Source organism: Pseudomonas rhodesiae (genome assembly GCF_013285305.1).
Taxonomy (GTDB): Bacteria; Pseudomonadota; Gammaproteobacteria; order Pseudomonadales; family Pseudomonadaceae; genus Aquipseudomonas; species Aquipseudomonas rhodesiae.
This window is the reverse complement of the sequence record NZ_CP054205.1, coordinates 3,147,062-3,171,977: the sequence shown is the minus strand read 5'-3', so window position 1 is coordinate 3,171,977 and position 24,916 is coordinate 3,147,062. Positions and strand designations below refer to the sequence as shown.

General features: G+C 60.0%; 31 protein-coding genes. 13 read left to right on the top strand and 18 right to left on the bottom strand.

Annotated elements, in window-relative coordinates; genetic code table 11:
* Positions 1-11: 11 nt before the first annotated feature.
* Both HRH33_RS14380 and HRH33_RS14375 read right to left on the bottom strand, forming a co-directional pair.
* On the bottom strand, positions 12-1,295 hold the full coding sequence (locus HRH33_RS14380) for an arsenic transporter (RefSeq protein ID WP_167417126.1): 1,284 nt from the start codon (positions 1,293-1,295) through the stop codon (positions 12-14).
* A gap of 19 nt (positions 1,296-1,314) precedes the next feature.
* Entirely contained in the window at positions 1,315-1,671 is a 357-nt protein-coding gene (locus tag HRH33_RS14375; protein WP_034098032.1) for a metalloregulator ArsR/SmtB family transcription factor, read from the bottom strand.
* 174 nt (positions 1,672-1,845) lie between these two features.
* Between HRH33_RS14375 and HRH33_RS14370 the strand changes: the two genes are divergently transcribed.
* The 3 genes from HRH33_RS14370 to HRH33_RS14360 all read left to right on the top strand — a co-directional run bounded on the left by HRH33_RS14370 (position 1,846) and on the right by HRH33_RS14360 (position 3,136).
* Positions 1,846-2,061 carry a hypothetical protein gene (locus HRH33_RS14370; RefSeq protein WP_003191339.1) on the top strand — a complete coding sequence of 72 codons (216 nt, stop codon included), beginning with the start codon at positions 1,846-1,848 and terminating at the stop codon, positions 2,059-2,061.
* Positions 2,062-2,132: 71 nt separating this feature from the next.
* The gene (locus tag HRH33_RS14365) at positions 2,133-2,828 is read left to right on the top strand and encodes an AzlC family ABC transporter permease (RefSeq protein ID WP_047882167.1); all 696 of its coding nucleotides are present in this window, start codon (positions 2,133-2,135) and stop codon (positions 2,826-2,828) included.
* On the top strand, positions 2,825-3,136 hold the full coding sequence (locus tag HRH33_RS14360) for an AzlD domain-containing protein (protein ID WP_034098028.1): 312 nt from the start codon (positions 2,825-2,827) through the stop codon (positions 3,134-3,136). The genes HRH33_RS14365 and HRH33_RS14360 overlap by 4 nt, the downstream gene beginning before the upstream one ends.
* Before the next feature lie 154 nt (positions 3,137-3,290).
* On the opposite strand, the gene HRH33_RS14355 is transcribed toward HRH33_RS14360, so the two are convergent.
* Positions 3,291-3,506 (bottom strand): hypothetical protein, encoded by a 216-nt coding sequence (locus HRH33_RS14355; RefSeq protein WP_034098026.1) that lies wholly within the window; start codon positions 3,504-3,506, stop codon positions 3,291-3,293.
* A gap of 179 nt (positions 3,507-3,685) precedes the next feature.
* Between HRH33_RS14355 and HRH33_RS14350 the strand changes: the two genes are divergently transcribed.
* A complete protein-coding gene (locus HRH33_RS14350) occupies positions 3,686-4,039 on the top strand; it encodes a hypothetical protein (protein ID WP_034113797.1) in 354 nt (117 codons plus the stop codon).
* Positions 4,040-4,184: 145 nt separating this feature from the next.
* Here the strand turns inward: HRH33_RS14350 and HRH33_RS14345 are convergent, their stop codons facing one another.
* The 11 genes from HRH33_RS14345 to HRH33_RS14295 form a co-directional block, all read right to left on the bottom strand.
* Positions 4,185-4,889, bottom strand: coding sequence for a YoaK family protein (locus HRH33_RS14345; RefSeq protein WP_034098022.1), 705 nt, complete (start codon positions 4,887-4,889; stop codon positions 4,185-4,187).
* A 69-nt stretch (positions 4,890-4,958) separates the two neighbouring features.
* Positions 4,959-6,581 (bottom strand): ATP-binding cassette domain-containing protein, encoded by a 1,623-nt coding sequence (locus HRH33_RS14340; protein WP_167417127.1) that lies wholly within the window; start codon positions 6,579-6,581, stop codon positions 4,959-4,961.
* A gap of 123 nt (positions 6,582-6,704) precedes the next feature.
* Positions 6,705-7,754 (bottom strand): DNA topoisomerase IB, encoded by a 1,050-nt coding sequence (locus HRH33_RS14335; protein WP_167417128.1) that lies wholly within the window; start codon positions 7,752-7,754, stop codon positions 6,705-6,707.
* 79 nt (positions 7,755-7,833) lie between these two features.
* Positions 7,834-8,913 (bottom strand): molybdenum ABC transporter ATP-binding protein, encoded by a 1,080-nt coding sequence (modC, locus tag HRH33_RS14330; protein WP_167417129.1) that lies wholly within the window; start codon positions 8,911-8,913, stop codon positions 7,834-7,836.
* A 5-nt stretch (positions 8,914-8,918) separates the two neighbouring features.
* Positions 8,919-9,599, bottom strand: a complete 681-nt coding sequence (gene modB / locus HRH33_RS14325) for a molybdate ABC transporter permease subunit (RefSeq protein ID WP_034138040.1) — start codon at positions 9,597-9,599, stop codon at positions 8,919-8,921.
* On the bottom strand, positions 9,600-10,352 hold the full coding sequence (modA, locus tag HRH33_RS14320; protein WP_034138041.1) for a molybdate ABC transporter substrate-binding protein: 753 nt from the start codon (positions 10,350-10,352) through the stop codon (positions 9,600-9,602). It abuts the gene before it with no gap.
* Positions 10,353-10,450: 98 nt separating this feature from the next.
* The gene (locus tag HRH33_RS14315; RefSeq protein WP_167417130.1) at positions 10,451-11,509 is read right to left on the bottom strand and encodes an NAD(P)H-dependent flavin oxidoreductase; all 1,059 of its coding nucleotides are present in this window, start codon (positions 11,507-11,509) and stop codon (positions 10,451-10,453) included.
* Positions 11,510-11,618: 109 nt separating this feature from the next.
* Complete coding sequence (ada, locus tag HRH33_RS14310) at positions 11,619-12,671, bottom strand: bifunctional DNA-binding transcriptional regulator/O6-methylguanine-DNA methyltransferase Ada (protein ID WP_167417131.1); 1,053 nt, start codon at positions 12,669-12,671, stop codon at positions 11,619-11,621.
* A 75-nt stretch (positions 12,672-12,746) separates the two neighbouring features.
* The gene (gene alkB / locus HRH33_RS14305; RefSeq protein ID WP_040268404.1) at positions 12,747-13,412 is read right to left on the bottom strand and encodes a DNA oxidative demethylase AlkB; all 666 of its coding nucleotides are present in this window, start codon (positions 13,410-13,412) and stop codon (positions 12,747-12,749) included.
* Between the two features lie 4 nt (positions 13,413-13,416).
* Positions 13,417-13,584, bottom strand: a complete 168-nt coding sequence (locus tag HRH33_RS14300) for a hypothetical protein (RefSeq protein WP_094065762.1) — start codon at positions 13,582-13,584, stop codon at positions 13,417-13,419.
* A 24-nt stretch (positions 13,585-13,608) separates the two neighbouring features.
* Positions 13,609-13,911 (bottom strand): DUF1883 domain-containing protein, encoded by a 303-nt coding sequence (locus tag HRH33_RS14295; RefSeq protein WP_003191319.1) that lies wholly within the window; start codon positions 13,909-13,911, stop codon positions 13,609-13,611.
* A 213-nt stretch (positions 13,912-14,124) separates the two neighbouring features.
* Here HRH33_RS14295 and HRH33_RS14290 point away from each other — a divergent pair, with 213 nt between their 5' ends.
* From HRH33_RS14290 to HRH33_RS14275, 4 genes are all read left to right on the top strand, one after another.
* Entirely contained in the window at positions 14,125-14,475 is a 351-nt protein-coding gene (locus HRH33_RS14290) for a hypothetical protein (RefSeq protein ID WP_034098008.1), read from the top strand.
* 174 nt (positions 14,476-14,649) lie between these two features.
* The gene (locus HRH33_RS14285) at positions 14,650-15,297 is read left to right on the top strand and encodes a c-type cytochrome (RefSeq protein ID WP_167417132.1); all 648 of its coding nucleotides are present in this window, start codon (positions 14,650-14,652) and stop codon (positions 15,295-15,297) included.
* Positions 15,294-16,217 (top strand): c-type cytochrome, encoded by a 924-nt coding sequence (locus tag HRH33_RS14280; RefSeq protein ID WP_167417133.1) that lies wholly within the window; start codon positions 15,294-15,296, stop codon positions 16,215-16,217. The genes HRH33_RS14285 and HRH33_RS14280 overlap by 4 nt, the downstream gene beginning before the upstream one ends.
* A gap of 75 nt (positions 16,218-16,292) precedes the next feature.
* Positions 16,293-16,523, top strand: a complete 231-nt coding sequence (locus tag HRH33_RS14275) for a hypothetical protein (RefSeq protein WP_034098003.1) — start codon at positions 16,293-16,295, stop codon at positions 16,521-16,523.
* Positions 16,524-16,533: 10 nt separating this feature from the next.
* On the opposite strand, the gene HRH33_RS14270 is transcribed toward HRH33_RS14275, so the two are convergent.
* Both HRH33_RS14270 and HRH33_RS14265 read right to left on the bottom strand, forming a co-directional pair.
* Positions 16,534-16,815: a hypothetical protein gene (locus HRH33_RS14270; RefSeq protein ID WP_034098001.1), complete on the bottom strand. Its 282-nt coding sequence runs from the start codon at positions 16,813-16,815 to the stop codon at positions 16,534-16,536.
* A gap of 143 nt (positions 16,816-16,958) precedes the next feature.
* Entirely contained in the window at positions 16,959-17,144 is a 186-nt protein-coding gene (locus tag HRH33_RS14265; RefSeq protein WP_016969599.1) for a hypothetical protein, read from the bottom strand.
* A 308-nt stretch (positions 17,145-17,452) separates the two neighbouring features.
* On the opposite strand from HRH33_RS14265, the gene galU reads away from it, so the two are divergent.
* A complete protein-coding gene (galU, locus tag HRH33_RS14260) occupies positions 17,453-18,292 on the top strand; it encodes a UTP--glucose-1-phosphate uridylyltransferase GalU (protein WP_003173830.1) in 840 nt (279 codons plus the stop codon).
* A gap of 105 nt (positions 18,293-18,397) precedes the next feature.
* The gene (gene gorA / locus HRH33_RS14255; protein WP_094065758.1) at positions 18,398-19,756 is read left to right on the top strand and encodes a glutathione-disulfide reductase; all 1,359 of its coding nucleotides are present in this window, start codon (positions 18,398-18,400) and stop codon (positions 19,754-19,756) included.
* Here the strand turns inward: gorA and HRH33_RS14250 are convergent, their stop codons facing one another.
* Positions 19,757-20,770, bottom strand: a complete 1,014-nt coding sequence (locus tag HRH33_RS14250; protein WP_167417134.1) for a DNA-binding protein — start codon at positions 20,768-20,770, stop codon at positions 19,757-19,759.
* A gap of 170 nt (positions 20,771-20,940) precedes the next feature.
* On the opposite strand from HRH33_RS14250, the gene HRH33_RS14245 reads away from it, so the two are divergent.
* The 3 genes from HRH33_RS14245 to ahpF all read left to right on the top strand — a co-directional run bounded on the left by HRH33_RS14245 (position 20,941) and on the right by ahpF (position 24,268).
* Positions 20,941-21,873 (top strand): site-specific integrase, encoded by a 933-nt coding sequence (locus HRH33_RS14245; RefSeq protein ID WP_034138049.1) that lies wholly within the window; start codon positions 20,941-20,943, stop codon positions 21,871-21,873.
* Between the two features lie 133 nt (positions 21,874-22,006).
* The gene (ahpC, locus tag HRH33_RS14240; protein ID WP_003191303.1) at positions 22,007-22,570 is read left to right on the top strand and encodes an alkyl hydroperoxide reductase subunit C; all 564 of its coding nucleotides are present in this window, start codon (positions 22,007-22,009) and stop codon (positions 22,568-22,570) included.
* Positions 22,571-22,702: 132 nt separating this feature from the next.
* A complete protein-coding gene (gene ahpF, locus HRH33_RS14235; protein WP_040268398.1) occupies positions 22,703-24,268 on the top strand; it encodes an alkyl hydroperoxide reductase subunit F in 1,566 nt (521 codons plus the stop codon).
* 53 nt (positions 24,269-24,321) lie between these two features.
* On the opposite strand, the gene gloA is transcribed toward ahpF, so the two are convergent.
* Complete coding sequence (gene gloA, locus HRH33_RS14230; protein WP_034097989.1) at positions 24,322-24,843, bottom strand: lactoylglutathione lyase; 522 nt, start codon at positions 24,841-24,843, stop codon at positions 24,322-24,324.
* Between the last annotated feature and the right edge of the window lie 73 nt (positions 24,844-24,916).

Here is a 24,916-nt window from a genome sequence, read left to right as displayed (position 1 = left end):
AAACGGCTCCTTCAGACACTCAAGCGCAAGGCGAGGGCGGCGAGGGTGATCAGCAGCACTGGCAAGGTCAGCACAATGCCGACTTTGAAGTAGTAACCCCAGGTGATGGTGATGCCTTTGCGCGCCAGGATATGCAGCCACAGCAACGTGGCCAGGCTGCCGATTGGGGTGATTTTCGGGCCGAGATCGCTGCCGATCACGTTGGCGTAGACCATCGCGTCCTTGACTACGCCCACTGCATGGCTGGACTCGATGGACAGCGCGCCGATCAGCACCGTCGGCAGGTTATTCATCGCCGATGACAGCAGTGCCGTCAGTACCCCCGTGCCCATGGCCGCACCCCACACGCCATAGGTGGCGAAGGTATCGAGCCAGGTGGCCAGGTAAGTAGTGAGACCGGCATTGCGCAGGCCATAGACCACCAGATACATGCCCAGGGAAAAAATCACGATCTGCCACGGTGCTTCTTTGAGCACTTTGCGTGTGGAGATTTTGTGGCCCTTGGCGGCGATTACCAGCAGGAGCACGGCGCACACGGCGGAAATCGCGCTGATGGGAATGCCCAACGGTTCCAGGGCAAAACAGCCGACCAGCAGAATGCCCAGCACCCACCAGCCGGCGCGAAACGTGGCGCGGTCGTGGATCGCGCTGACGGGCTCATCCAGGTCGGCCGGGTCGTAGCTCTGGGGAATATCCCGGCGGAAAAACCACAGCAGCACCGCCAGCGTAGCCGCGACGCTGACCAGGTTGACCGGCACCATCACCGCCGCGTATCGGTTGAAACCGATCTTGAAGTAGTCGGCCGAAACGATATTCACCAGGTTCGATACCACCAACGGCAGGCTCGCGGTGTCGGCAATAAAGCCCGCACCCATCACGAACGCCAGGGTCGCCGCCGGCGAAAAGCGCAGTGCCAACAGCATCGACATCACGATGGGCGTAAGGATCAGTGCCGCGCCGTCGTTGGCGAACAGCGCCGACACCAGCGCACCGAGCAGGACCATATACGCAAACAGACGTCGGCCGCGCCCACGGCCCCACCGCGCCACATGCAAGGCGGCCCAGGCGAAGAAGCCGGCCTCATCGAGCAACAGGCTGATGATGATCAACGCAACAAAGGTACCGGTGGCGTTCCAGATGATGTGCCACACCACCGGGATATCCGCCAGGCTGATGACACCGCAGGCCAAGGCCAGGATCGCACCGAGGCTGGCGCTCCAGCCGACGCCGAGGCCTTTGGGTTGCCAGATAACCAGCACGATGGTGAACAGAAAAATGGCGATTGCGACAAGCATGAATTAACGCTCCGATGGCTCAGCAGCAGTTGCTGGCCCGTTGTGGTCTGTCGCCCATTGCACCCAGACGCTGCGCGTCGTCGTGCAACCATGGCTGGTTGGCTTGCAACGTAGTGGTCAGCACCTGATGCACCCAGTCGGGCAGTGCCGGATTGAGACGGTAGTAGATCCACTGGCCTTGGCGACGGTCGACCAGCAACCCGCCGCTGCGCAATTGCGCAAGGTGACGGGAAATTTTCGGCTGACTGTCGCCCAGAGCATGGATCAGTTCGCACACGCAAAGTTCGCCTTCGCGCAGGATCAACAACGTCAGGCGGGCACGGGTAGCGTCGGCCAGGCATTTGAACAGTTCGGGAGGAGACAGGAGGTCTGACATGGTTCCATTCGCATATACGTTTATTCGAATATACGTATTTCCATATGTTTCGGTCAAATCTTGTTTCGATTGATGTGGATCAAGTTCGTGAAGATCAACCACAAGTGTTTGAAATTAAAATGAAACACTCATGTCTTAGAGTGCCTCCCCATTGCAGATGAAGGAAGACCCCGCGTGACCCGAGCCACTCGCAACCTGCGCAAAACCCTGGATTCCGTCGCGGAAAATAACGAAACCGCGGCGTTCGATCTGATGCGCGCCGTGGAAAAACTCGGCGACGAGGTGTTGCGTCAACGCTTGCTCAACACCATTCACCGGCTCAACCAAGATGCCTACGAATTGCGCGAAGCGCGGGATTCGGTGGAACAGGTGTCCGTGAAGCTCGCCTGAGCAATATCGTTCAAGACAGGCGCCTCGGCGCGCTGGCATGCTTGGCGACTGTCCGTCGATGAGCCGTTTTTATGCCTGCTGCCTTACCCCGTTATGCGTTCGCGCGCGGTGCGATCGCCGTCATTCCGTTATCCCTGGCCTGCGCGCCGTGGGGGCTGCTCGCCGGCTCCATGGCCATCGATGCGCAATTCACCCCGTTGCAAGCCCAGGGGCTGTCGACCATCGTGTTCGCCGGCGCTGCGCAGTTGGTGGCCATCGGTATGGTCAAAAGTGGCGCCAGCCTGATATCGATCGTACTGACCACCTTGCTGCTGACCTCTCAGCATTTGCTCTACGGCATGCACCTGCGGCCAGTGCTTTCTCCTTTAAGTACCCGCTGGCGTATCAGCCTGGGGTTCTTGCTGACCGATGAGTTCTTCGCGTTGGTCAGCCACTATGACCGCCAGACCTTCAATCGCTGGTACGCCCTGGGCGTGGGGCTGACCTTCTATATCATCTGGAACCTGTTCACCCTGGCCGGCATTGTGCTGGGCAAGAGCATTCCGGGCCTGGACCAGCTAGGGCTCGAATTTTCGATTGCCGCGACCTTCATCGCGTTGATAACCCCGGTGGTGCGCGATGTACCGACGGTGGTGTGCGTGGCGGTGGCGTTGCTGTGCTCGGTCTGGCTGAGTTTTTTGCAGTGGGAGTCGGCCGTGGTGGTGTCGGGTTTGCTGGGCATGAGCGCCGGGTTTGCCTGTAAGCGACTGGGGGTAGGGCAACGATGATTTACCTGATGATTGTGGCCATGGGCCTGGTGGTGTTCTTCAACCGCTATCTGTTTATTGAGCCGCGTCTGCCGGTGCGCCTTAATCGCGGTGCGCGAGAGTTTCTAGGGTTTGCGGTGCCGGGCATGCTGACGGCGATCTGCGGGCCGATTATTTTCCTGGCCGACCATCACCTCAACCTGAGCCCGACCAATCCGTATTTGCTCGCCGGCCTCTGCGCGGTGGGGTTAATGGTCTGGACGCGCAATGTGTTGCTCACCGTGTTGCTGAGTATGGCGGTGTTCTATTTGCTGCGCTGGTGGCTGTAAAACCCAGGCGAAAAAAAGCCCGCGGGAGAGCGGGCAGAAGGAAGACTTCATAAAAATGAGCCAGGCCAGTGTAGGTGGCTACGGCGCGTATCACAGTGAAAATAAATTTATCCTGCCAAAGCAAAGCGGCCCCAATCGGGGCCGCTTCAGGGCATCAGTTTTTTGCGTTGAGCTTGCGCAGCTCTTCGTAGGTGGCCGACTGGACGAACCAGAAGCCGGAAATGATGCACCACGTCAACGTTCCCCCTACCAGCACCGCCAGGCCCGACAGGAAGCTGGCGCTGAACATCGACACCAGACCGATCAACCAGACGAAGGCCAGGGCGATGTACAAAACCGTGTTGTTAACGCTGATAACGAAATCTTTCATGACGCTTCCTTGTAGAAAATAACCGGTCGGCCTCATCAGTGAAGCCGACCGCGGCATCATAGTGCCATGTTTGTGCCGATGCCACTCCAGCCTCGATCAGGCACCATCAGAGCAACGTAATAGTCTTTGGCGGGTGCCCGTAAATGGTAGAGTCGCGTTTTTTCCAAGGAAGCGATGGCATGCGGAACGTGGTATTGGGCGCACTGGCACTGGCGGTACTGAGCGGTTGCGCGGGTTCGAAGATGAACGAGGCACGCACCGGCGCACCCTACAAAACCCTGGCATCGGACAAGGCCACACTGGTGGTTGCCGAGTGCATTCAGTTCGGCTGGCAGGATGAAAGTGTGTTCGGCGTGGACGCCGGTGGCTTCAAGGAACCGAGCGAGGCAGGTGGTTTCACCGTGTACACCACTGGCGGCGATTACTTCGTCGACATTCAGAGCGTCGGCGCAGGTTCCAGCGTCAAGTACTACGCCGCCGAAGATACGATGCCCGCCAAGCGTCGCTTGGCCGCACTGGCGACTTGTCTGTAGTCCCTTGCCTTAGTCATATTCGGAAACGCCCGGCGGGACAGGCTTTGGGCATTGGCTTATGATTCACCTCGCTCGCCCGGGGTGATGGCTCTTTACCGGTACACGGACGTCGAGGCCGTCGCGCCGGGCGAGCATCCCTCCTTGATCAGCGTGGCATGTAGCCCAAGTGCCAACGCCGCGGGATCTTCAACGACACCAACCCCAACACCGCCGCCAATGCAGCGCTGACCCACAGCGCGCGCAGGCCCATGTGCTGCTGCAACACTGCACCGATCACGGCGCCGACAAACATGCCGCCCCATGGGATCAGTTGCACCCTCCAACCGCTGCGACGTTCGCCCAGCAGCCAACGGCCCAGCCCGCGACCGAAACGCGAAAGTGCGCCGGTCACATAGGTCAGGCCCACCGGCAGACCATTCACTTCCTCGACCGCCGCGTTAAGCATGCCCATGGCCACGATGGCAGCCAGTAGCGCGGGCAACATGTCTTCGAATGGCCAAAAGGCGCCGCAGCACAGCAGCGCAGCGATATACAGCAGCAGCGGCAGGGCGTGGCGCCGGCTGAATCGGCTGACCACAATCCCCAGCGCGTTCCCCAGAACAAAGGTGGCGACCAGCAACAGTAGCCGTACGGTCAGGCTGTGGTCGCCGGCGCCGATAGCCACCGCCAGGCGCGTGGTGTTACCGCTCATGAACGAAACGAAGTCGCCGCTGGCCATAAAGCCAATGGCATCCGTCATACCCGCCAGCACCGATAAGCTGCCCACCAGCATCATGCCGATGCGGCCTCGCCATAAGCGTCGATGAGCCAGTGCAGCGTTGGCGTACGGTTTGCGGGGCGCAGGCAGCATGGACGCGGGTTCCTCGGTGAGATTATCCGGCCACTACGGTAGGACGCTTTGACCTTACGCGCAATGATCTCAGACAGCTTCCAGGCACCATCCTGTGGATGTCCACTGCAACCGATGGGTCGGGCCGATGGCCTGGATAAACGCCTCGTCATGGGATACCACCACCAATGCGCCGGCAAACCCTTGCAACGCCTGTTCGAAGGCAAGCACCGACTCCAGGTCCAAGTGGTTGGTCGGTTCGTCCAGCAGCAATAATTGCGCCGGGATTTCACGCCACAGGGCAATCGCCATCGCGGCCTTTAAACGCTCGCCACCGCTGAGCTGCGCGACCGGCTGAGTCACACGCACGGCGTTCAGTTGCAGCAAAGCCAGGCGAGTACGCAGCTCGCCTTCGGCCAGCGGCGTTTCGAGCAGATTGAGGTGCTCGATAACCGAACGTTGGTCCTCCAGAAAGGCCAGTTGCTGATCGATGTAGGCGGTGGGCACCGGCACCCAACACTCACCGCTGACTGGGTGGGAATCGCCCGCCAGCACTTTGAGCAAGGTGGATTTACCGCAACCGTTAGGGCCCTGCACGATTACTCGCACGGGGCCCATCAAACTGAGCGTCAGTGCGGGTGTATGCAACCATGGTAGGCGTGCATCCACCAACCTCAGCACCAGACGCCCCTTAGGCACCGTCGACGCCGGCAAGGGGATCAATGTCGGCGACTGTTCCTCCACGCGCTCATGGGCTTGGCGGACCTGAGTATCCAGTTGTTGTTTACGCGCGTATTGCTCACTGCGCACGCTGCTGACCACTTCGCTGGCAGTGCGCTTCCAGCGCGCCTGGGTAAACCGGTCCACATTCGCGGTTTGTGCGTGCTGGTGAGCACGGGCGGCATTGCGTTGCAGTGTATCGTGATCCTTTTGTAGGCGACGGCGTTCGCGACTGCGCTCCAGGCGCGCCTGTTCCAATGCCGCGACGGCGGCCTGTTGCTCGGCGTCGCGTTGCCGGCGATAAGTCTCGTAATTACCGCCATAGACGTGAAGACCGAGGGGCGACACTTCGACGATGCGCCCCAGGCTATCGAGCAATGGCCGATCGTGACTGACCACCACCAAGCCGCCGCGCCACTGGCCCAGCGCTCGCATCAGCCAGGCGCGGCCATCGCTGTCGAGGTGGTTGGTGGGCTCGTCGAGTACCAGCACCTGTGGCGACGCCAACAGGGCGCCGATCAGCACTACCCGCGCCAGTTGGCCGCCACTGAGTTGTTCGGCTGATGAATCCGCCGCCAGTGACGCCAGGCCGGCTTCATCCAGGGCCGCACGCAGCCGTTCGGGCAGATCCCAGCGATTGTCGATCAGGTCAAAATCGTCGATGTGCGCCGCGCCCGCAGCCATGCGTTCCAGCGCTGCCAGCACGTTGGCAGTGCCGCTAAGATCGGCAACGCTCATTCCCGGATTGACCACCACCCGTTGCGGCACATAGACCGCGCTGGCCGAGCGGGAGATCGAGCCGGATGACGGCACAAGCACCCCGGCGATCAATTGCGCGAGCACGCTTTTGCCACGGCCATTGCGTCCCACAATACCGGTGGAGGTGTGATCGATGCACAGGTTCACGTCAGCCAGCAAGGTTTCGCCATTGGCGAACTGGAAGGTAACGTGTTGCAGGGAAATCATTGCGGGCAGCCGTTTGACGAGAGTCATCAGCACCTCCAAAAAAATGTCGGACAGGCCAACTAGCGCGCGTGGCGCTGGTTGCGGATACATTTTGGAAGGCTTAGTGGTTCACGTCGGCGGTCGTCCTAGAGAACAGGAGGGCGGCAGAGCCTACCCTGCCTTGGCCTTTTGCGGCAAGTCGGCCGCCAGTCGTTCCAGGAACATCGCCAGTGCAACTTCCTCGGCTTTCAAGCCTTTGCGCACTCGCGGCTTGGGCAATTTCGACAACTCGCCAAGGCTGAAATGCTCCAGCACCGCCGGGTGGATGTAACACTTGCGGCACACCGCCGGAGTATTGCCCAGCTGTTTGGCGACATCCTTGACCATCGACACCACATGGCGCTTGGCATCGGATTCGGGCTGCCACTCCAACTCGCGCAGCACCGCCAACGCCATGGCGGTGCCGGCCCAGGTGCGGTAGTCCTTGGCGGTGAAGTCTTCGCCGGTGAGGCTGTGCAGATAGGCATTCACATCATGAGAGCTGACCGTGTGGCGCTCGCCGTTCTCGTCCAAGTACTGGAACAGGTTCTGTCCCGGCAATTCCATGCAGCGTTTCACCACATTTGCCAGGCGGCGGTCCTTCACGCTGAGCTGGTGCTCGACGCCGCTCTTGCCGCGAAACTGGAATTGGATTTCGCTGCCTTTGACGTCCACATGACGGTTGCGCAGGGTGGTCAAGCCATAGGATTTGTTGTCGCGGGCGTATTGGGTATTGCCGACGCGGATCAGGGTGGCGTCCAGCAACATCACCACGGTAGCCAGGACTTTCTCGCGGGTGAAACCGGGCTCGGCCAGTTGTGCTTCCAGCTGCTTGCGCAGTTTTGGCAGGGCATTGCCGAAGGCTTGCAAGCGCGCGTACTTGTCGGTGTCGCGCACTTCGCGCCAGCGCGTGTGGTAGCGGTATTGCTTGCGCCCACGGGCGTCGCGGCCGGTGGCTTGCAGGTGGCCGCGCGGGTCGGCGCAGATCCACACGTCGGTGTAGGCCGGTGGCACTGCCAGGGCGTTGAGACGATGGATCTCTTCGGCATCGGTGATGCGTTCGCCCTTGGGGTCGAAGTACTGGAATTTGCCGCGCACTTTCTTGCGGCGAATGCCCGGTTGGGTGTCATCAACGTAATGCAAGTCGCGAGGCAGGTCGGCGGGCAGCGCGGAGTCGGGCATGGGTCAGGTTCCTTGGCAACAAAATCAGGCCGGTATGTCTGATGGACCGCAGCTGTGTGCGGTCGTGCCAAAAGGTTTGCTAGGCCAGCACCGCCACGGCCTTGATCTGCGCCCACAGAGCCTGGCCGGGATGCAATTGCAACTGATCGCGGGAAAACCGTGTGATGCGCGCCAGTAACGGTGTGCCACCGGCGTCCAGGCGCACCAGTACATGGGCGCTATTGTCCGCGGCGATTTCCTCGGTAACGGTCACTGGCAAACGGTTGAGGATGCTGCTGTGTTCTTCGGCCTGCAGGCTGAGGCTCACGTCACGAGCCTGCACCTTGACCCGCAGGGCCTGGCCGACGCCCAGCGGTGCGTGGGCCACGCGCATGGTCGAGGCGCTGCCCGGCAACTGCAACGTGAGTAATTGGTAGTGCGCATCGTAGGCAGTGACCACGCCGTCGATCACCACACCCGCTTCATCGCCACGCGCCAGGGGCAGGTCCAGGCGTGCCAGCGTGTCGCCGATGGGACCGCTGGCCAAGGCCTTGCCGTCGCTGAGCAGCACGATGTGATCGGCCAGGCGCGCCACCTCATCCTGGGCATGGCTGACGTACAGCACCGGGATGTCCAACTCGTCGTGCAGGCGTTCCAGGTACGGCAGGATTTCGCTTTTGCGCTGGCTGTCGAGGGCCGCCAGGGGCTCATCCATCAGCAGTAAGCGCGGGCTGGTAAGCAGAGCGCGGGCGATGCCGATGCGCTGGCGCTCGCCGCCGGACAGGTGCTGCGGGTGACGTTCGAGCAAGTGGCCGATGCCCAGCAGTTCGGTGGCCTGAGCCATGTCCACCCGCCGTCGCGCGCGCGGTGTGCGCTTGAGGCCGAATGCCAGGTTGGCGCGCACCGACAAATGCGCAAACAGGCTCGCTTCCTGGAACACATACCCCAAAGGACGCTGGTGCGGTGGTACGAATAGGCCGCTGCGGCTGTCTTGCCAGACCTCATCGTTGATCCGCACAAAGCCGTCGCGGGCCCGCTCCAACCCGGCGATGCAGCGCAGGCAAGTGGTCTTGCCCGAGCCGGAATGCCCGTACAGCGCAGTGACGCCGCGCCCGGGCAGGTGCAGGTCCACATCGAGGGCAAAGCCGGAGTACGACAGTTGCAGGCGTATTTCCATCATCGATATCAGTTCCAGCCCATGTTGGTTTTACGGCTGGAGTAGAGCGCCAGCAACACAAAGAAGGCGAACACCACCATGGCGCCGGCCAGCCAATGGGCCTGGGCGTATTCCATGGCTTCGACATGGTCATAGATCTGCACCGACACCACGCGCGTCTTGTCCGGAATATTGCCGCCGATCATCAGCACCACACCGAATTCACCCACGGTGTGGGCAAAACCCAGAATGGAAGCGGTGACAAACCCTGGCCGCGCCAGGGGCAGGATGACGCTGAAGAACGTGTCCCACGGCCCGGCGCGCAGTGTTGCAGCGACTTCCAAAGGCCGCGTGCCGATGGCCGAAAAAGCGTTCTGCAACGGCTGCACCACAAACGGCAGGGAATAGATCACCGAACCAATCACGAGCCCGGCGAAGCTGAATGTCAGGGTGCCCAGCCCCAGCCACTGGGTGAACTGGCCGAAGTAACCGTTGGGCCCCATGCTCAGCAGCAGGTAAAAGCCGATCACCGTCGGTGGCAGCACCAGGGGCAGGGCGACGATCGCCCCCACCGGCCCGCGCCACCAGGAGCGCGTACGTGACAGCCACAGGGCAATCGGAGTGCCGATGACCAGCAGGATCACGGTGGTCAGTGATGCCAGTTTGATGGTCAACCAGATCGCGGAAAAGTCGGCACTCGATAGGGGCATTTACAGCTCGTAACCGTAGGATTTGATAACGGCAGCGGCTTTCGGCCCTTTGAGGTATTCGACCAGCGCTTTGGCAGCGGCGCTGTCTTTGCCTTTGTTGAGGATCACCGCGTCCTGTTTGATCGGGTCATGCAAGGCCGCGGGGACGATCCACGCCGAACCGCGGGTGACTTTGCCGTCTTTATAGATCTGCGACAAGGCCACAAAGCCCAGCTCGGCGTTGCCAGTGGAAACGAACTGATAGGCCTGGGTGATGTTCTGGCCTTCGACGAGCTTGTCCTTGACCTGGTCGCTCAGGCCCTGTTTGGCCAATACCTGGGTGGCGGCCAGGCCATAGGGCGCGGCTTTGGGGTTGGCGATGGACAAGTGCTTGAACTGATTGCGTTTTAACACCTCACCGTTGGCATCGACATAGCCAGCTTGAGGCGACCACAGCGCCAAGGTACCCACGGCGTAGGTGAAGCGCGAGCCTTTGACTGTATCGCCTTCGTTTTCGAGTTTCTGTGGGGTGCTGTCGTCGGCGCTGAGGAACACTTCAAAGGGCGCGCCGTTCTTGATCTGGGTGTAGAACTGGCCGGTGGCACCGTAGGACGCGACCAGTTTATGGCCGGTGTCCTGTTCGAAGCTGGCGGCCAGCGCCTGGATCGGTGCGGTGAAATTGGCCGCCACCGCCACTTGGACTTCATCGGCGTGGGCCGAGCCGAACACGAGGGCGGTAGCCAGGACGGCCAGGCGTGAGGCATGAATCAGCATGAAGCAGCTCCTTGGAATGCACGGCGTGAGTAATCGCTATGTACGGGACTATATAGCGGTTGGCCACTGCCGGTACAGTGCAACGTTGCCGCAACGGATTACGTGAGTTTGGCCAGCGCCTGCTCGGCCAATTGACGCGTCAGTCCATAGGTGCCGATGTCACGGCCCAGACGCAAGGCCTGGCCTGACCACAGGTTGCTGAAGCCGCCTTCATCCTTGGCTTTGAGCGGCATCAAGGCGCCGCCGGCGCGGGGAAATGCCGGCGCGGCTGGATTCATCGCGCCCAATTCGCGCATGACTCGATTGACGATGCCTCGCGCCGGGCGGCCGGTGAACAGGTTGGTCAAGGCGGTTTCACTGGCCTGGGCGTGGCGCAACGCATAGTGATGGGCCGCGCTCACATTGGCTTCGGGGGTAAACAGGTACGCCGTGCCGACCTGCACCGCCGAGGCGCCCAGGGCGAACGCCGCGACGATGCCCCGCGCGTCGCCGATACCGCCCGCGGCGATCACCGGCACGCTGACGGCGTCGACGATCTGCGGCACCAGCGCCATCAGGCCGATCTGAGTGTTGAGGTCATCGCTAAGGAACATGCCCCGGTGACCTCCAGCCTCGATGCCCATGGCGATGATCGCATCGCACCCGTGGGCCTCTAGCCATAGGGCTTCTTCCACCGTGGTGGCCGACGACAGCACCTTGGCTCCCGTGGCTTTGACCCGATCCAACAGGGCTTTTTCCGGCAGCCCGAAGTGGAAACTGACGACCTCGGGACGGAACGCTTCTACCACCTGACACGCCTCGTCGTTGAACGGCGCACGGTTGGACACCGGCGTCGGCGCCTCGAAATCGGCGCCCAGTTCGCGGTAGAACGGTTGCAGCAGGGCTTTCCAGCGTTGGTCGCGAGCGTCGTCCGGCGCTGGCGGCTGATGGCAGAAGAAGTTCACGTTAATTGGCCGGTTGCTGGCTGCACGGATGACGCTGAGGCTTTCACGCAGCTGCTCGATACTCAGCGCGGCCGCGGGCAACGAGCCCAACGCGCCTGCCTGGTTGGCGGCAATCACCATGGCGGGCGTGGTGCCGACGGCCATGGGCGCCTGGATGATGGGTACCTCGATGCCGAGCAAGTCGAGAATCCGTGTGTCAGGCCAGGTGCTCATGGATGGGTCTCCAGCGAAGGTCAGTGGTTTCGCTGTTTTTAGCAGGGCGTATGCCACGCGGCCAGTCTGTTTTATTCACTGGACGCTGTGGACGTTTCGTGCAGGGCTATCAGCTTTTGCCGTTACGTTCGCGCTCAAGCAATGCCTGCTTGCGCGCAACGCCCCAGCGGTAGCCGGACAGCTCGCCGTCGCTGCGCACCACCCGATGGCAAGGGATTGCCACCGCAAGGCTGTTAGCGCCGCACGCCTGGGCCACGGCACGAAACGACTTGGGGGCGCCGATGCGCTGGGCGATCTGCGCATAACTGGCGGTGCTGCCCACTGGGATATCCCGCAAGGCTTGCCACACACGCTCCTGAAACGCGGTGCCACGCAGGTCCAACGGCAAATCCAGGCCCAGCGCGGGCGCCTCGACAAAGCCGACGACCTGGGCCACCAACCTTTCGAATGGGCCATCGGCGCCCACCAGTTCGGCCTTGGGGAATTGGTCTTGCAGGTCGCGCAGCAGTTGTTCGGGGTCGTCACCCAGCAGGATCGCACAGACGCCTCGACTGCTCTGCGCCACCAAAATCGCCCCCAGCGAGCACTGCCCGACGGCGAACCAAATAGCGTTGTGAGCGCCGCCGGCCTTGTAGTCGCTGGGTTTCATGCCAAGCACCTGATCGGCCGCTTCATAAAAACGACTGTTGGAATTAAAACCGGCGTCGTACAGCGCAGCCGTCACGGAATGCTGGCCCTTAAGCCCGTCGCGCACTTTGCGGGACCGATGGGCATTGGCGTAGCCCTTGGGCGTCAGGCCCGTCACGGCCCTGAAAACGCGATGGAAATGGAACGGGCTCAGACCGGCTCGGTCAGCGAGGGTATTGAGGCTCGGCGCAGTGGCGGCCTGCTCGATATGCCGGCACGCATCGGCCACCAATTGTGAATGGTGGGCGGCCAGTTGTGTCCGGTCGCCGCTCGCGCGTTTGCTGGGGCGATAGCCGGCGGCTTCGGCCTGCGCCGGGGTGTCGAAAAACTCAATATTCTCCGGGCGCGGCAGCCGCGAGGCGCTGCTGGGGCGGCAATAGACACCGGTGGTCTTAACGCCATACACAAACGACCCATCGGCGTTGCTGTCACGGGCCACAATGGCAGCCCAGCGGGGATCTTGTTCGATAGTCATGCTTGGCACTCTTGACGGATCCCGGTCAGATTAACCGCGCCGAGACCGCCTGACACTCCGAAGCTTGCGGTCAAATCAACCGGCGGTGCGTAGCGTCAGATTGATGCGTTGCGGGCCCATCACCGGATGCACCCCGTCTTTGATCGGCATCACCCCATGAAAGCGCAGGCGGTCCACCCCGCCCCAGACCACCACATCACCATGGAACAGCGAGACTTTCTGCGGTTTGTCTGCACGGGCATGGCCACCGAACAGGAAGATCGCCGGCAGGCCCAGGGATATTGACACCACGGGCGCTGCGTAATCGCGCTCGTTTTTGTCCTGGTGCAGCGACATCTTGGCCCCGGCCACATAGCGGTTGATCAGGCAGGCGTCGGGGGCGAAGGCGGCGAAACCGGCCTCGGCCGCCGCCTCTACAGCCAATGCCCGCAAGGCTTCGGGCAAGGCGGGCCAAGGCTGTTGGGTGCGCGGGTCGAAGGGGGTGTAGCGATAGCCGGTGGTGTCGGTGGTCCAGCCCAGGTCACCGCAACTGCTCAACGCTGCCGACATGGTAAAGCCACCGGGGGTAACCATTTGGCGAAACGGTGCTTGCGCCAACACGCGGCGCAGTTCTGGCAGAAGACGATCAATCCAAGGCAGGGCATAACCCCTTAGCACGTAGGACTGTTCGCCGATCTGCTCACGCCCTGCGGGTTGCTGCAAGGCGTGGTCGGCGAACAGGTCCGCAGTGGGGCCGGGCATGGGCTTAGAGCGCCTTGCTCACAGTGATGTCGGTAATTTCATCACTGGCCCCGTGAATTTTCGCCAAAGCTTGCTTGGCTTCTTCCAAGTCGTTGCTGTGCAGGTGGGCAAACTCGAAGCGGCGCTCGCCGTTGAGCTTGTACTTGATCACGTATTTGGTGGTGGCAGTCACGGTTATTTCCTGTGGAAGGGCGGATCAGCTCAGCTTGGAGCTGGTACGACGCACGATACGAATCTTGTGGGACAGCGCAGGTTTGCGGGTCACGCTGATGGCGCGGCGGGTGACCACATCCAGGGTGATGTTCCAGAAACCGGTGCTCGGCGCGGTGATCTTCGCAGGGAATTTGTCGAACGCACCGCCATGGTAAGTGTGGCGGCCGCCGTTTTTGAAGCTGCGAAAGTTCGCGTCGCTCATCAGACGGATATTGCAGGTTTGCGAGCATTCGATGACGACAATATCTCCCTCGTTGAGGTGCTCGCGCTGGTGGATAAATTTCATGGGAGTGTCTCCAGAAGGGCTTTTTCTGAAAAATCAGAATGATACGTAGGTTAAGATGGAGTTTATCAGCCCCAGCGCGTTTATTATCGGCCCGTCTTCAACGGCGTCGACAATTTAAAACAGTTATTTACCGTGTGATCAGGGATAAATCCTACGTGTCCGGGAGAAATTTACCATCCCCGCTGTCGTAGGGTCTTTATCGGAGGTTTTTATATGAAGTGGAGTGTGTTGGTTCTGGCCTTGGCGTTGGGTGGATGTGCTTCGGTTGCAGACATCAAGCAGACCCCGCCAACGTTGGCAGTGATTTCCGGTAAGAAGCCGCAGGAATACGCCGCATGTGTTGTGCAGAAACTCTCCACTACCCGTCGGCCACCGCAGATCGAGCCGCACAAGGAAGGTGTCAGGGTGATCGTGCCGCAGAAGTTCTCGGCCGACCCATCGGCGATTTTTGAAATTGAGGAACGCTCCAGCGGCAGCAGCATCAAGCTCTACGAGAGCATGTCGAATGTGCCGATTCGTCCGGGCGATGTGAAAAAAGCCGGTGAGGACTGCATCTCCGGCTGATCCTTTGAGTCTCATCATCAGACTTCGAATCCGATAAAAGCCTGGCCCTGCCGCTGCAGTGTCAGGCTTTTTTATTCTCGGCGTTAATGTTGTGGAAGCAGGGTCATTGCCCTACGCTTTGTAAGGTTTATGCCGTAATTGCATCAACTCATTAACAATAAAAACGGAGTCGTGATGAAAGCTCTGCAACGAGTGCTGATGAGTAGCGCGCTGCTTTTGCTGATGGATAACGCCCAGGCGCTGGATGGTAAGAAAATTTTTATGGAAGGCGGTGCGCAGCCGGGCGCCATGCCCTGTGTGGCTTGCCATGGTGCGGATGGTTCAGGCATGGCGGCGGCTGGTTTCCCGCGGTTGGCGGGGCTGCCGGCGGCCTATGTACGCAAGCAGCTGGAAGATTTCAAAAGCGGTAGCCGCAGCAACCCGGTGATGCGCCCGCTGGCAATTGCCCTGACACCGGCGGAGGTGGACGCACTGAGCCAAGCCATCGCCGCGATGCCAGCGCCAGCACCGGCTGCGCTGCACCGCAGCGAAATGCCGACCACAGCCGCGCAGCAACTTGCCTGGCAAGGCGCGTGGGAGCGACAGATTCCTGCGTGCGTCAGTTGTCACGGTCCGGCCGGCAGCGGCATCGGTGACGCGTTCCCGCCACTGGCCGGCCAGCCTGCGGCTTATCTGGCTGCGCAGTTGAGCGCCTGGCAGAACGGCACTCGCCGCAACGATGCCAATGATCTGATGGGGCACATCGCCAAGTCACTGACCGCCGAGGAAGTCCAGGGTGTGGCTCAGTACTTCGCGTCATTGAACGTGGAGGCTAAGCCATGAAGGCGCATCTGATCACTCCCGCTGTCGGGCTGTTGATGGTCCTGCCAAGCCATGCCGCAACCATCGCCATGGAAGACCAATCCCAGTTAGTGCCCCATTCGGTCGAATCGTCAGCCAGCGTGTTCCAGCCTCCGGCGGAGAAAGACTTGCCCGACAATGCCTATGGCAAGTCGGTCAGGCAGGGATATGCCTTGTTCGTCGACACCAAACGTCTGGCCCCGCAGTTTGTCGGCAACGGCCTCAATTGCAGCAATTGCCATCTCAACCAGGGCCGCCTGGCCAACTCGGCGCCGTTGTGGGCGGCGTATCCTATGTATCCGGCGTATAGAAAGAAGAACGACAAGGTCAACACCTACGCCGAGCGGTTGCAGGGCTGTTTCCAATTCAGCATGAACGGCGGCACCCCGCCGGCCGCCGACAGCCCGGAAATCACCGCTTTATCGGTATATTCCTATTGGCTGGCCAGTAAAGCGCCGCTGGGCGTCGAGCTGCCGGGGCGCGGGTACCCAGAGGTAGCGCAACCGGCAGACGGTTACAGCTTGGCTCGGGGCGCACAGGTCTATGGAGAGCAGTGTGCGGTGTGTCATGGGCCGCAAGGCCAAGGGCAAAAGGTAGGTGACGACTATGCGATGCCACCGCTATGGGGTAAGGATTCCTACAACTGGGGCGCGGGCATGCACCGCATCAATACGGCCGCGTCGTTTATCAAACACAATATGCCACTGGGTAAAGGCGGCAGTTTGAGCGACCAGCAGGCCTGGGATGTGGCGGCCTACGTCAACAGCCACGAACGGCCGCAGGATCCGCGCCTGGTGGACGGCTCGGTGGAAAAGACCCGACTGAAGTTCCACGCCAACGACGGCGTCAATTTGTATGGCCAAACCGTAGAGGGCGTGCTGATCGGGCAGGGCATCCGTTAGACTGTCGACTATTCAATGCAAAAATGCCGTGCGAGCCCGGGTTCGCGCGGTATTTGTCTTTTCTGGAAGCCAGTTATGAAACGTGAAGATGTCAGAGCCCGCCATGCCGAGGGTCAGATCTCGGCCACCCATGTCATCCAGAATCCTGCCGACCTCGGCGAGTGGATCGTTTTCTTCAAAAAAAGCGGTGGACGCAGTTTTTTCCTGGTGGACGATCAGGACGAAGTGGAGTCGTTCCAGCGCCTGGACGATCTGATCGAGACCATTCGCGGCCTGGGCATCAAGTTCGCCGACATTCAGCTGTAAGCGCCGACGCTTATTTGCACACCACGACGACGCTGCGGCTTTTGTAGTTGCCAACGTCCTGGCCCAGGGTTTTCTCGCTTTCCTTGAGTGACGGCGTGCCTTCGGTGCCGACAATACGGTAGCCGGTGCCTGCACATGAAGCGTCGGCCTTTTCGTAACAGCTGGCCCAGGAATTGGCTTCGCCGGAACAATCAATGGTCAGGCCTTGTTCGCCGTTTTTCAGGTAGACGTCCGAGGTGGTGGTGCAGCCGGCGAGTGCCAGTGCCGCAGTAAGTGCCAGAATCTTGTTCATAAGTGTTCGTCATTAAGGGTGTAGGAGGGGAGCGCTGACACTGTCGTGGGGCGTTTGGCGAAGATTATAGCGAACTGCCATCTGCGTACAGACAAACACAAAAAAGCCCCATTCTCAGGGGCTTCATAGGTGAAGGCTGACGCTTACTTGCCTTTCGGGCGCTTGCTCGAAGCGTGGCCGGCCTCATCCACGAACACTTCGGCCACTGCGATCGCCTCACGTTCGGTGGCGAAGGTGCCAGCGACGCTGTCGCCGTGGAAGTTGATCAAATGCCAGCCGTCCGCGCGCTGGGTAATCAGGTAGCCGTTCACACCTTTGGGTTCTGACATCTATTAACAATCTCGTGGTCTGGTTCAAGGCCGCAATGATAGCGCCAAATGTCAGGGTTCAGGGCAAGTTAATCCAGGTCAATGTTCCAGCGCGCCAGCGTGATAAAAAGGCTTCAGCAGATTGAAACAATAAGCAGTGGGTATTTTTGCCGAAGTAACGGCAGTGCTGTTTGTAAGATAAGTGGAACTTACGCTGAGATTTTTTCTCTATGATGACATCGCAACGCCAGCAGGACCCATTGTAAGGTGGCTGCGGCCTGATTAGACTGCGCCGAATTCCGTACGCATAGCCCTTTGTAAGGACCCATATGATCAAGAAATGCTTGTTCCCAGCAGCCGGTTACGGCACTCGCTTCTTGCCAGCGACCAAGGCCATGCCCAAAGAGATGCTGCCGGTGGTGAACAAGCCACTGATTCAGTACGGTGTGGAAGAAGCTCTGGATGCCGGTCTGAATGAAATCTCCATTGTGACCGGTCGCGGTAAGCGCGCCCTGGAAGACCACTTCGACATCAGCTACGAGCTGGAAAATCAGATCAAGGGCACCGACAAGGAAAAATACCTGGTCGGCATCCGTAAGCTGCTGGACGAGTGCTCGTTCTCCTACACCCGCCAGACGCAAATGAAAGGCCTCGGCCACGCGATTCTGACCGGCCGTCCGCTGATCGGTGACGAACCGTTCGCCGTGGTACTGGCGGACGACCTGTGCGTAAACCTGGAAGGCGACGGCGTACTGACCCAGATGGTCAAGCTGTACCAGAAATACCGTTGCACCATCGTTGCTGTGATGGAAGTGAACCCGACCGAAACCAATAAGTACGGCGTGATCGCCGGTGATGACATTGGTGATGGCCTGATCCGCGTACGCGACATGGTCGAGAAACCTGCACCGGAAGATGCTCCATCGAACCTGGCGATCATCGGTCGCTACATCCTGACCCCGGACATCTTCAAGTTGATCGAAGAAACCGAGCCAGGCAAGGGCGGTGAGATCCAAATCACCGACGCTCTGTTGAAGCAAGCCAAAGACGGCTGCGTGATTGCCTACAAGTTCAAGGGCCAGCGTTTCGACTGCGGCGGCGCGGAAGGCTACATCGAAGCCACCAACTTCTGCTACGAGCACTTCTACAAGACTGGCAAGGCGTACTGATTCACGCCTGTTCGCCGGTTTTAAGAGAAAGCCACCTTCGGGTGGCTTTTTCGTTTTTCAGCCCCATGTAAGTCGGTATGCTGGTGTCCTGCCGAGGAGAGTGAAATGGCCTACGATTTTGATCTGTATGTAATTGGCGCCGGTTCCGGCGGTGTTCGCGCGGCGCGTTTTGCCGCAGGGTTTGGCGCCAAGGTTGCCGTAGCGGAAAGCCGCTATCTAGGCGGCACCTGTGTGAACGTGGGCTGCGTGCCGAAAAAGCTCTTGGTGTACGGCGCGCATTTTGCCGAAGACTTCGAACAGGCCAGCGGCTTTGGCTGGTCCTTGGGCGAGGCGAATTTCGATTGGGCGACGTTGATCGCCAATAAGGATCGCGAGATCAATCGCCTCAATGGCATCTACCGCAACCTGCTGGTCAACAGCGGCGTGACCCTGCACGAAGGGCACGCGCGATTGGTGGACCCGCATCAGGTGGAAATCAATGGTGAGCGTTTTACCGCCAAGCACATCCTGATCGCCACGGGCGGCTGGCCGCAGATTCCGGAGATTCCAGGGCGCGAACATGCCATTGGCTCCAATGAGGCGTTTTTCCTCAAGGAGTTGCCCAAGCGCGTGCTGGTGGTGGGCGGCGGTTATATCGCCGTTGAGTTTGCCGGGATTTTCCATGGCCTGGGCGCTCAGACTAGCCTGCTGTATCGCGGTGATTTGTTCTTGCGCGGCTTTGACGGCTCGGTGCGCAAGCATCTGCAGGAGGAGTTGACTAAACGCGGCTTGGATCTGCAGTTCAACGCCGATATCGAACGCATCGACAAACAAGCCGATGGCAGCCTGAAGGCCACCCTCAAGGATGGCCGTGTGCTGGAAGCGGACTGCGTGTTCTATGCGACCGGTCGGCGTCCGATGCTGGACAACCTGGGCCTGGAAAACACCGGGGTCGCCCTCGACGAGCGTGGCTTTGTGCAGGTCAATGATCAGTATGAAACCACCGAGCCTTCAATTTTGGCCATTGGCGATGTGATCGGTCGCGTGCAGCTCACTCCGGTTGCCCTGGCTGAAGGCATGGCCGTGGCGCGTCGCCTATTCAAACCCGAGCAGTATCGCCCAGTGGATTACGCGATGATTCCGACGGCGGTGTTCAGCCTGCCAAATATCGGTACTGTAGGTTTGACAGAGGAGGAGGCGAAGAAGAACGGCCATAACGTCCAGGTTTTCGAAAGTCGCTTCCGCCCGATGAAACTGACCCTGACGGACTGCCAGGAAAAGACCCTGATGAAGCTCGTGGTGGATGCCGATACCGACAAGGTGTTGGGCTGCCACATGGTGGGTCCGGACGCGGGCGAAATCGTCCAGGGCCTGGCGATCGCGCTCAAGGCGGGCGCGACCAAGCGGCATTTTGACGAAACCATAGGCGTGCATCCTACGGCGGCGGAAGAATTCGTCACCATGCGCACGCCAGTGGCCGACTGATCAGTCGGTTGGCTTGGTCTCTGGCGCTGGCGCCGTTGCAACGACGGCGGCCAGACGCAAGGCTTCGATACTGGCCTGGGCCTTGATCAGGTCCAGTTCCAGGGTTTTGTTGGCTTGCTGGTATTCAGTCAGTGCTGCCTGTCGCGACTGACTGTCCAGCAGCGCCACGCGCAGACGCTCTTGAAGCAAGGTGCGCTCGCCGTCGATACGGTTGAGCTGTTCGCTGAGCTGGCGGTGCTCGGTCTGATCTTTCTGGAATTTTTCCTGCAATGCCGCCAGCTCTTTCACTGTGACCCGGTGTTCGGTCAGCAGCCGCTCATTATCCCGATGCAATTGAGTGATCTCATCCTGACGCACCATGGCGCTTTGCTGGGCCTGGCGTAGCTCTGCCTGAACTTGTTGCAACTGGCCTTCGTGACGCCGCTGTTCCTGCTCGCGCTGTTCCTTGATGGCGCTGCGGTAGTGCTCCAGGGCATCCCGCGCGTGGGTGTGTTTGTCTTCCAGCGAGCGGATCTGCTCATCTTTATCGTTGAGGCGCAACTCGTAATCGCTGCACGCCTGGCTGAGCCCGGCATTGCGGGTCTGCTCGGTTTGCAGGCTGGTGCTGGCGGTTTGCAAGGCTGCGCTTTCTTCCGCCAGGGCAGCGGCTTGAATATCGAATTGCTGCTGAAGCTGCTGATGGGCGTCCTGCAGGGTTTGCAGCTGGGCGTGCAGGGCAGTTTTCTCTTGTTCGAATTGCGCCAAGGCCAGGTCGATCGGCTCCTGAGCCTTGTCTTTGAGACGCTGGGCCAGCCGCGCGACCAGCTCGCTCAGTTCTTCGTCGATGGGCGCCTCGGTGATGGTGACGCGTGATTCGCTCTCATCCAACTCCTTCAAGTAGCGATGAATGGTGGTCTTGGAGCCGGTATTGCCCATCTCGATGCGTACTGCATCGATGCTGGGGTGTTCGCCTCTGGCGATGATCGCCAAGCGTGCCGTTTGAACCACTGCTTTATTGATGCCGCCGCGCGCCATGAGGTCTCCGTCGATTTGGTACTGTGGTACGTAGTATGTAGTTACGTACTCTAACATGGATTATTTCACGTTCAAATTATGAAGTTAACAGATGGGATATTGGCGTATTATCCCGCGTCATGCGTGTCTTCAGCGCAACTGTCCCCGTTTCCAGTACGAATAGGCCCTCCATGAGCGACCTGGATCGATACCTCAACGCCGCCACTCGCGATAACACGCGCCGTAGCTACCGCGCGGCCATTGAACATTTCGAAGTGAGCTGGGGCGGCTTTCTGCCGGCCACCAGCGACAGCGTGGCGCGCTACCTGGTCGCGCACGCGGGTGTCCTGGCGGTCAATACCTTGAAGTTGCGGCTCTCGGCGTTGGCGCAGTGGCATACCAGCCAAGGCTTTCCTGATCCCACCAAGGCGCCGGTGGTGCGTAAGGTGCTCAAGGGCATCCGTGCGGTGCACCCGGCGCGGGAAAAGCAAGCCGAGCCGCTGCAACTCCAGCAGTTGGAGCAGGTGGTGGCTTTTCTTGAGCAGGAGGCGCAGCAAGCGAACGAGTCCCAGGACACGGCACGGCTGCTGCGGGCCACGCGCGACAGGGCGTTGATCCTGCTGGGCTTCTGGCGTGGCTTTCGCAGTGACGAGCTATGCCGCTTGCAAGTGGAGCATGTGCAGGTCACACCGGGGGCCGGAATCAGCTTGTATGTGCCGCGCAGCAAAAGTGATCGCGACAACCTGGGCAAGACCTACCACACCCCGGCTCTGCTGCGCCTGTGCCCAGTGCAGGCCTATGGCGATTGGCTAAGTACGGCGGCATTGGTGCGCGGGCCGGTGTTTCGTGGTATCGACCGCTGGGGCAATGTAGGGGAGAAGGGCTTGCATCCCAACAGCGTCATCCCGCTGCTGCGCCAGGCACTTGAGCGCGCCGGCATCGCGGCCGAGCACTACACCAGCCATTCGCTGCGGCGGGGGTTCGCTACGTGGGCCCATCGCAATGGCTGGGATATGAAGTCATTGATGAGTTATGTCGGCTGGAACGACATGAAATCCGCCATGCGCTATGTTGAAGCGACGCCCTTTCTTGGTATGACGCTGGCTAACCAGCCATTGATTTGAGTTTTCTTCTATTAATAGGGTGACCTGATAGGGAAAACCAATCATCAGCATCAGGTTTGCCAATGAGCCATCTATCGAGAGACTGGGTAGGATTCACCTCATCAACTTCTTAACCCCTGACGGAGAGTCAACGATGCCTATCATCAACAGCCAAGTAAAACCGTTTAAAGCCACTGCGTTCAAAAACGGCAGCTTCGTAGATGTGACCGACGCTGACCTGAAAGGCAAATGGTCTGTGGTGTTCTTCTACCCAGCCGACTTCACCTTCGTTTGCCCAACCGAGCTGGAAGACCTGGCCGACAACTACGCCGAATTCCAGAAACTGGGCGTCGAGATCTACAGCGTGTCCACCGACACCCACTTTGCCCACGCAGCCTGGCACAACACTTCGCCAGCCATCGGCAAAATCCAGTACACCATGATCGGCGACCCGACCCTGACCATCTCCCGCAACTTCGACGTGCTGATCGAAGAAGCTGGCCTGGCAGACCGTGGCACTTTCGTGATCAACCCGGAAGGCCAGATCAAAATCGTTGAACTCAACGACGGCGGTGTTGGCCGTGACGCTTCCGAGCTGCTGCGCAAAATCAAGGCCGCACAGTACGTTGCCGCTCACCCGGGTGAAGTGTGCCCAGCCAAGTGGAAAGAAGGCGAGGCCACCCTGGCTCCGTCCCTGGACCTGGTCGGCAAGATCTAAGTCTGTGAAGTCTCTAGGGCGGGTTTCCGCACCTGTGAAGTAAGCTGCAACCGCCCTCAAAACGCCCGGGCGAGATTCGCTCGGGCGTTTTTTTTCGACTGTAATAAACCGAATGAACAGGAAATCGCCCGTATGTTGGACGCCAATCTTAAAGCTCAGTTGAAGTCATACCTGGAACGGGTCACCCAGCCGATCGAGATCGTCGCCTCCCTCGACGACGGTGCGAAATCCCAGGAAATGCTGGCTCTTTTACAAGACGTAACCAGCCTTACCACGCTGATTACGCTGAAAACCGATGGTGACGATGGGCGTAAGCCGTCGTTCTCCATCAACCGCCCGGGTGCCGAGATCAGCCTGCGTTTTGCCGGTATCCCCATGGGCCATGAATTCACTTCGTTGGTGCTGGCCCTGCTGCAAGTCGGTGGCCACCCGTCGAAGGCCAGTGTCGAAGTGATTGAACAGATCCGCGCCCTCAAAGGCGAGTTCAGCTTCGAGACGTACTTCTCGCTGTCCTGCCAGAACTGCCCGGATGTGGTCCAGGCGCTGAACCTGATGGCAGTGCTCAACCCGAATATCCGCCACGTTGCTATCGACGGTGCGCTGTTTCAGGCTGAAGTCGATGAGCGTCAGATCATGGCGGTGCCCAGCGTTTACCTCAACGGGGTCAACTTTGGCCAGGGCCGCATGGGTCTGGAAGAAATCCTCGCCAAGCTCGACACCAGCGGCGCCGAAAAAGCCGCCGAGAAAATCAGCGCTAAAGACGCCTTTGATGTGCTGGTGGTCGGCGGTGGCCCGGCGGGCTCCTCTGCGGCTATCTATGCTGCGCGTAAAGGCATTCGCACCGGTGTTGCCGCCGAGCGTTTCGGTGGTCAGGTGCTGGACACCATGTCCATCGAAAACTTTATCTCGGTACAGGAAACCGAAGGGCCGAAATTGGCCAGTGCTCTGGAAGCCCATGTGCGCCAGTACGACGTGGACATCATGAACCTGCAGCGTGCCAGCAGTCTGATCCCGGCAAAAAGTGCCGGCGAACTGCACGAGATCCGCTTCGAAAGCGGCGCGACCCTCAAGTCCAAGACCGTGATTCTGGCCACCGGTGCACGCTGGCGCGAAATGGGTGTGCCGGGCGAGCAGGAATACAAGGCCAAGGGCGTGTGTTTCTGCCCGCACTGCGACGGCCCGCTGTTCAAGGGCAAGCGTGTGGCAGTGATCGGCGGCGGCAACTCCGGCGTCGAAGCGGCCATCGATCTGGCGGGTATTGTCAGCCACGTTACGCTGCTGGAATTCGACAGCAAGTTGCGCGCCGATGCAGTCCTGCAGCGCAAGCTGTACAGCCTGCCGAATGTGGACGTGATCACCAGTGCGTTGACCAGCGAAGTGAAAGGCGATGGGCAGAAAGTCACCGGCCTGGCGTACAAAGATCGCGACAGCGGCGAGTTCAAGACCCTCGACCTGGAAGGTATCTTCGTACAGATCGGCCTGCTGCCCAACACCGATTGGCTCAAAGGCACGGTGGAGCTGACGCCGCGTGGCGAGATCATCGTCGATGCCCGTGGCGAGACCTCACTGCCTGGCGTGTTTGCCGCCGGCGACGTCACTACTGTGCCGTATAAGCAGATCGTGATCGCCGTGGGCGAGGGCGCCAAGGCTTCCTTGAGCGCATTCGACCACCTGATCCGCACCTCCGCGCCAGCATAAATACAGGCCCGGAAATGCAAAACCCCATGAGCGATCATGGGGTTTTTTTTCGTTTACATCGGTGCGGGTTGAATAATCTCGACCCAGTAACCGTCCGGGTCTTTGATAAATGCCAGGCTTTTCATGCGGCCATCGGTCAGACGTTTCTGGAAGTCACAGCCCAGGGCTTCGAAACGCTCGCAGGCGGCAACGATATCCGGTACCGAGATGCAGATATGGCCAAAACCACGCGGATCAGTGTTGCCGTTATGGTAGGCAAAGTCCGCATCGTTTTCGGTGCCGTGGTTGTGGGTCAGTTCCAGGATGCCGGGAATCGACTTCATCCACTGAGTACGCTCGGCCGCGTCGGCCGGGATCTGGGATTTATCCACCAGCGCCAGGAAGTACAGGCTGAATTCAGCTTCCGGGAAGTCGCGCTTTTCAACCAGGGAGAACCCCAGGACGCGGGTGTAGAAATCCAGCGAGCGGGTGATGTCCTTGACCCGCAGCATGGTGTGGTTGAACACGAAGTTCGTGGTGGCGGTATCAGGCTGGGCGGTGACGCCCGGGAAGGTGTTCAGTTCGTGCAGGCTCATGGGCCCTCCAGAAAAAAATGGGGCAAGCGCGACTCCAGCGTGGAGTGCTCCCTTGGCTTGCGGCAAGCATTTA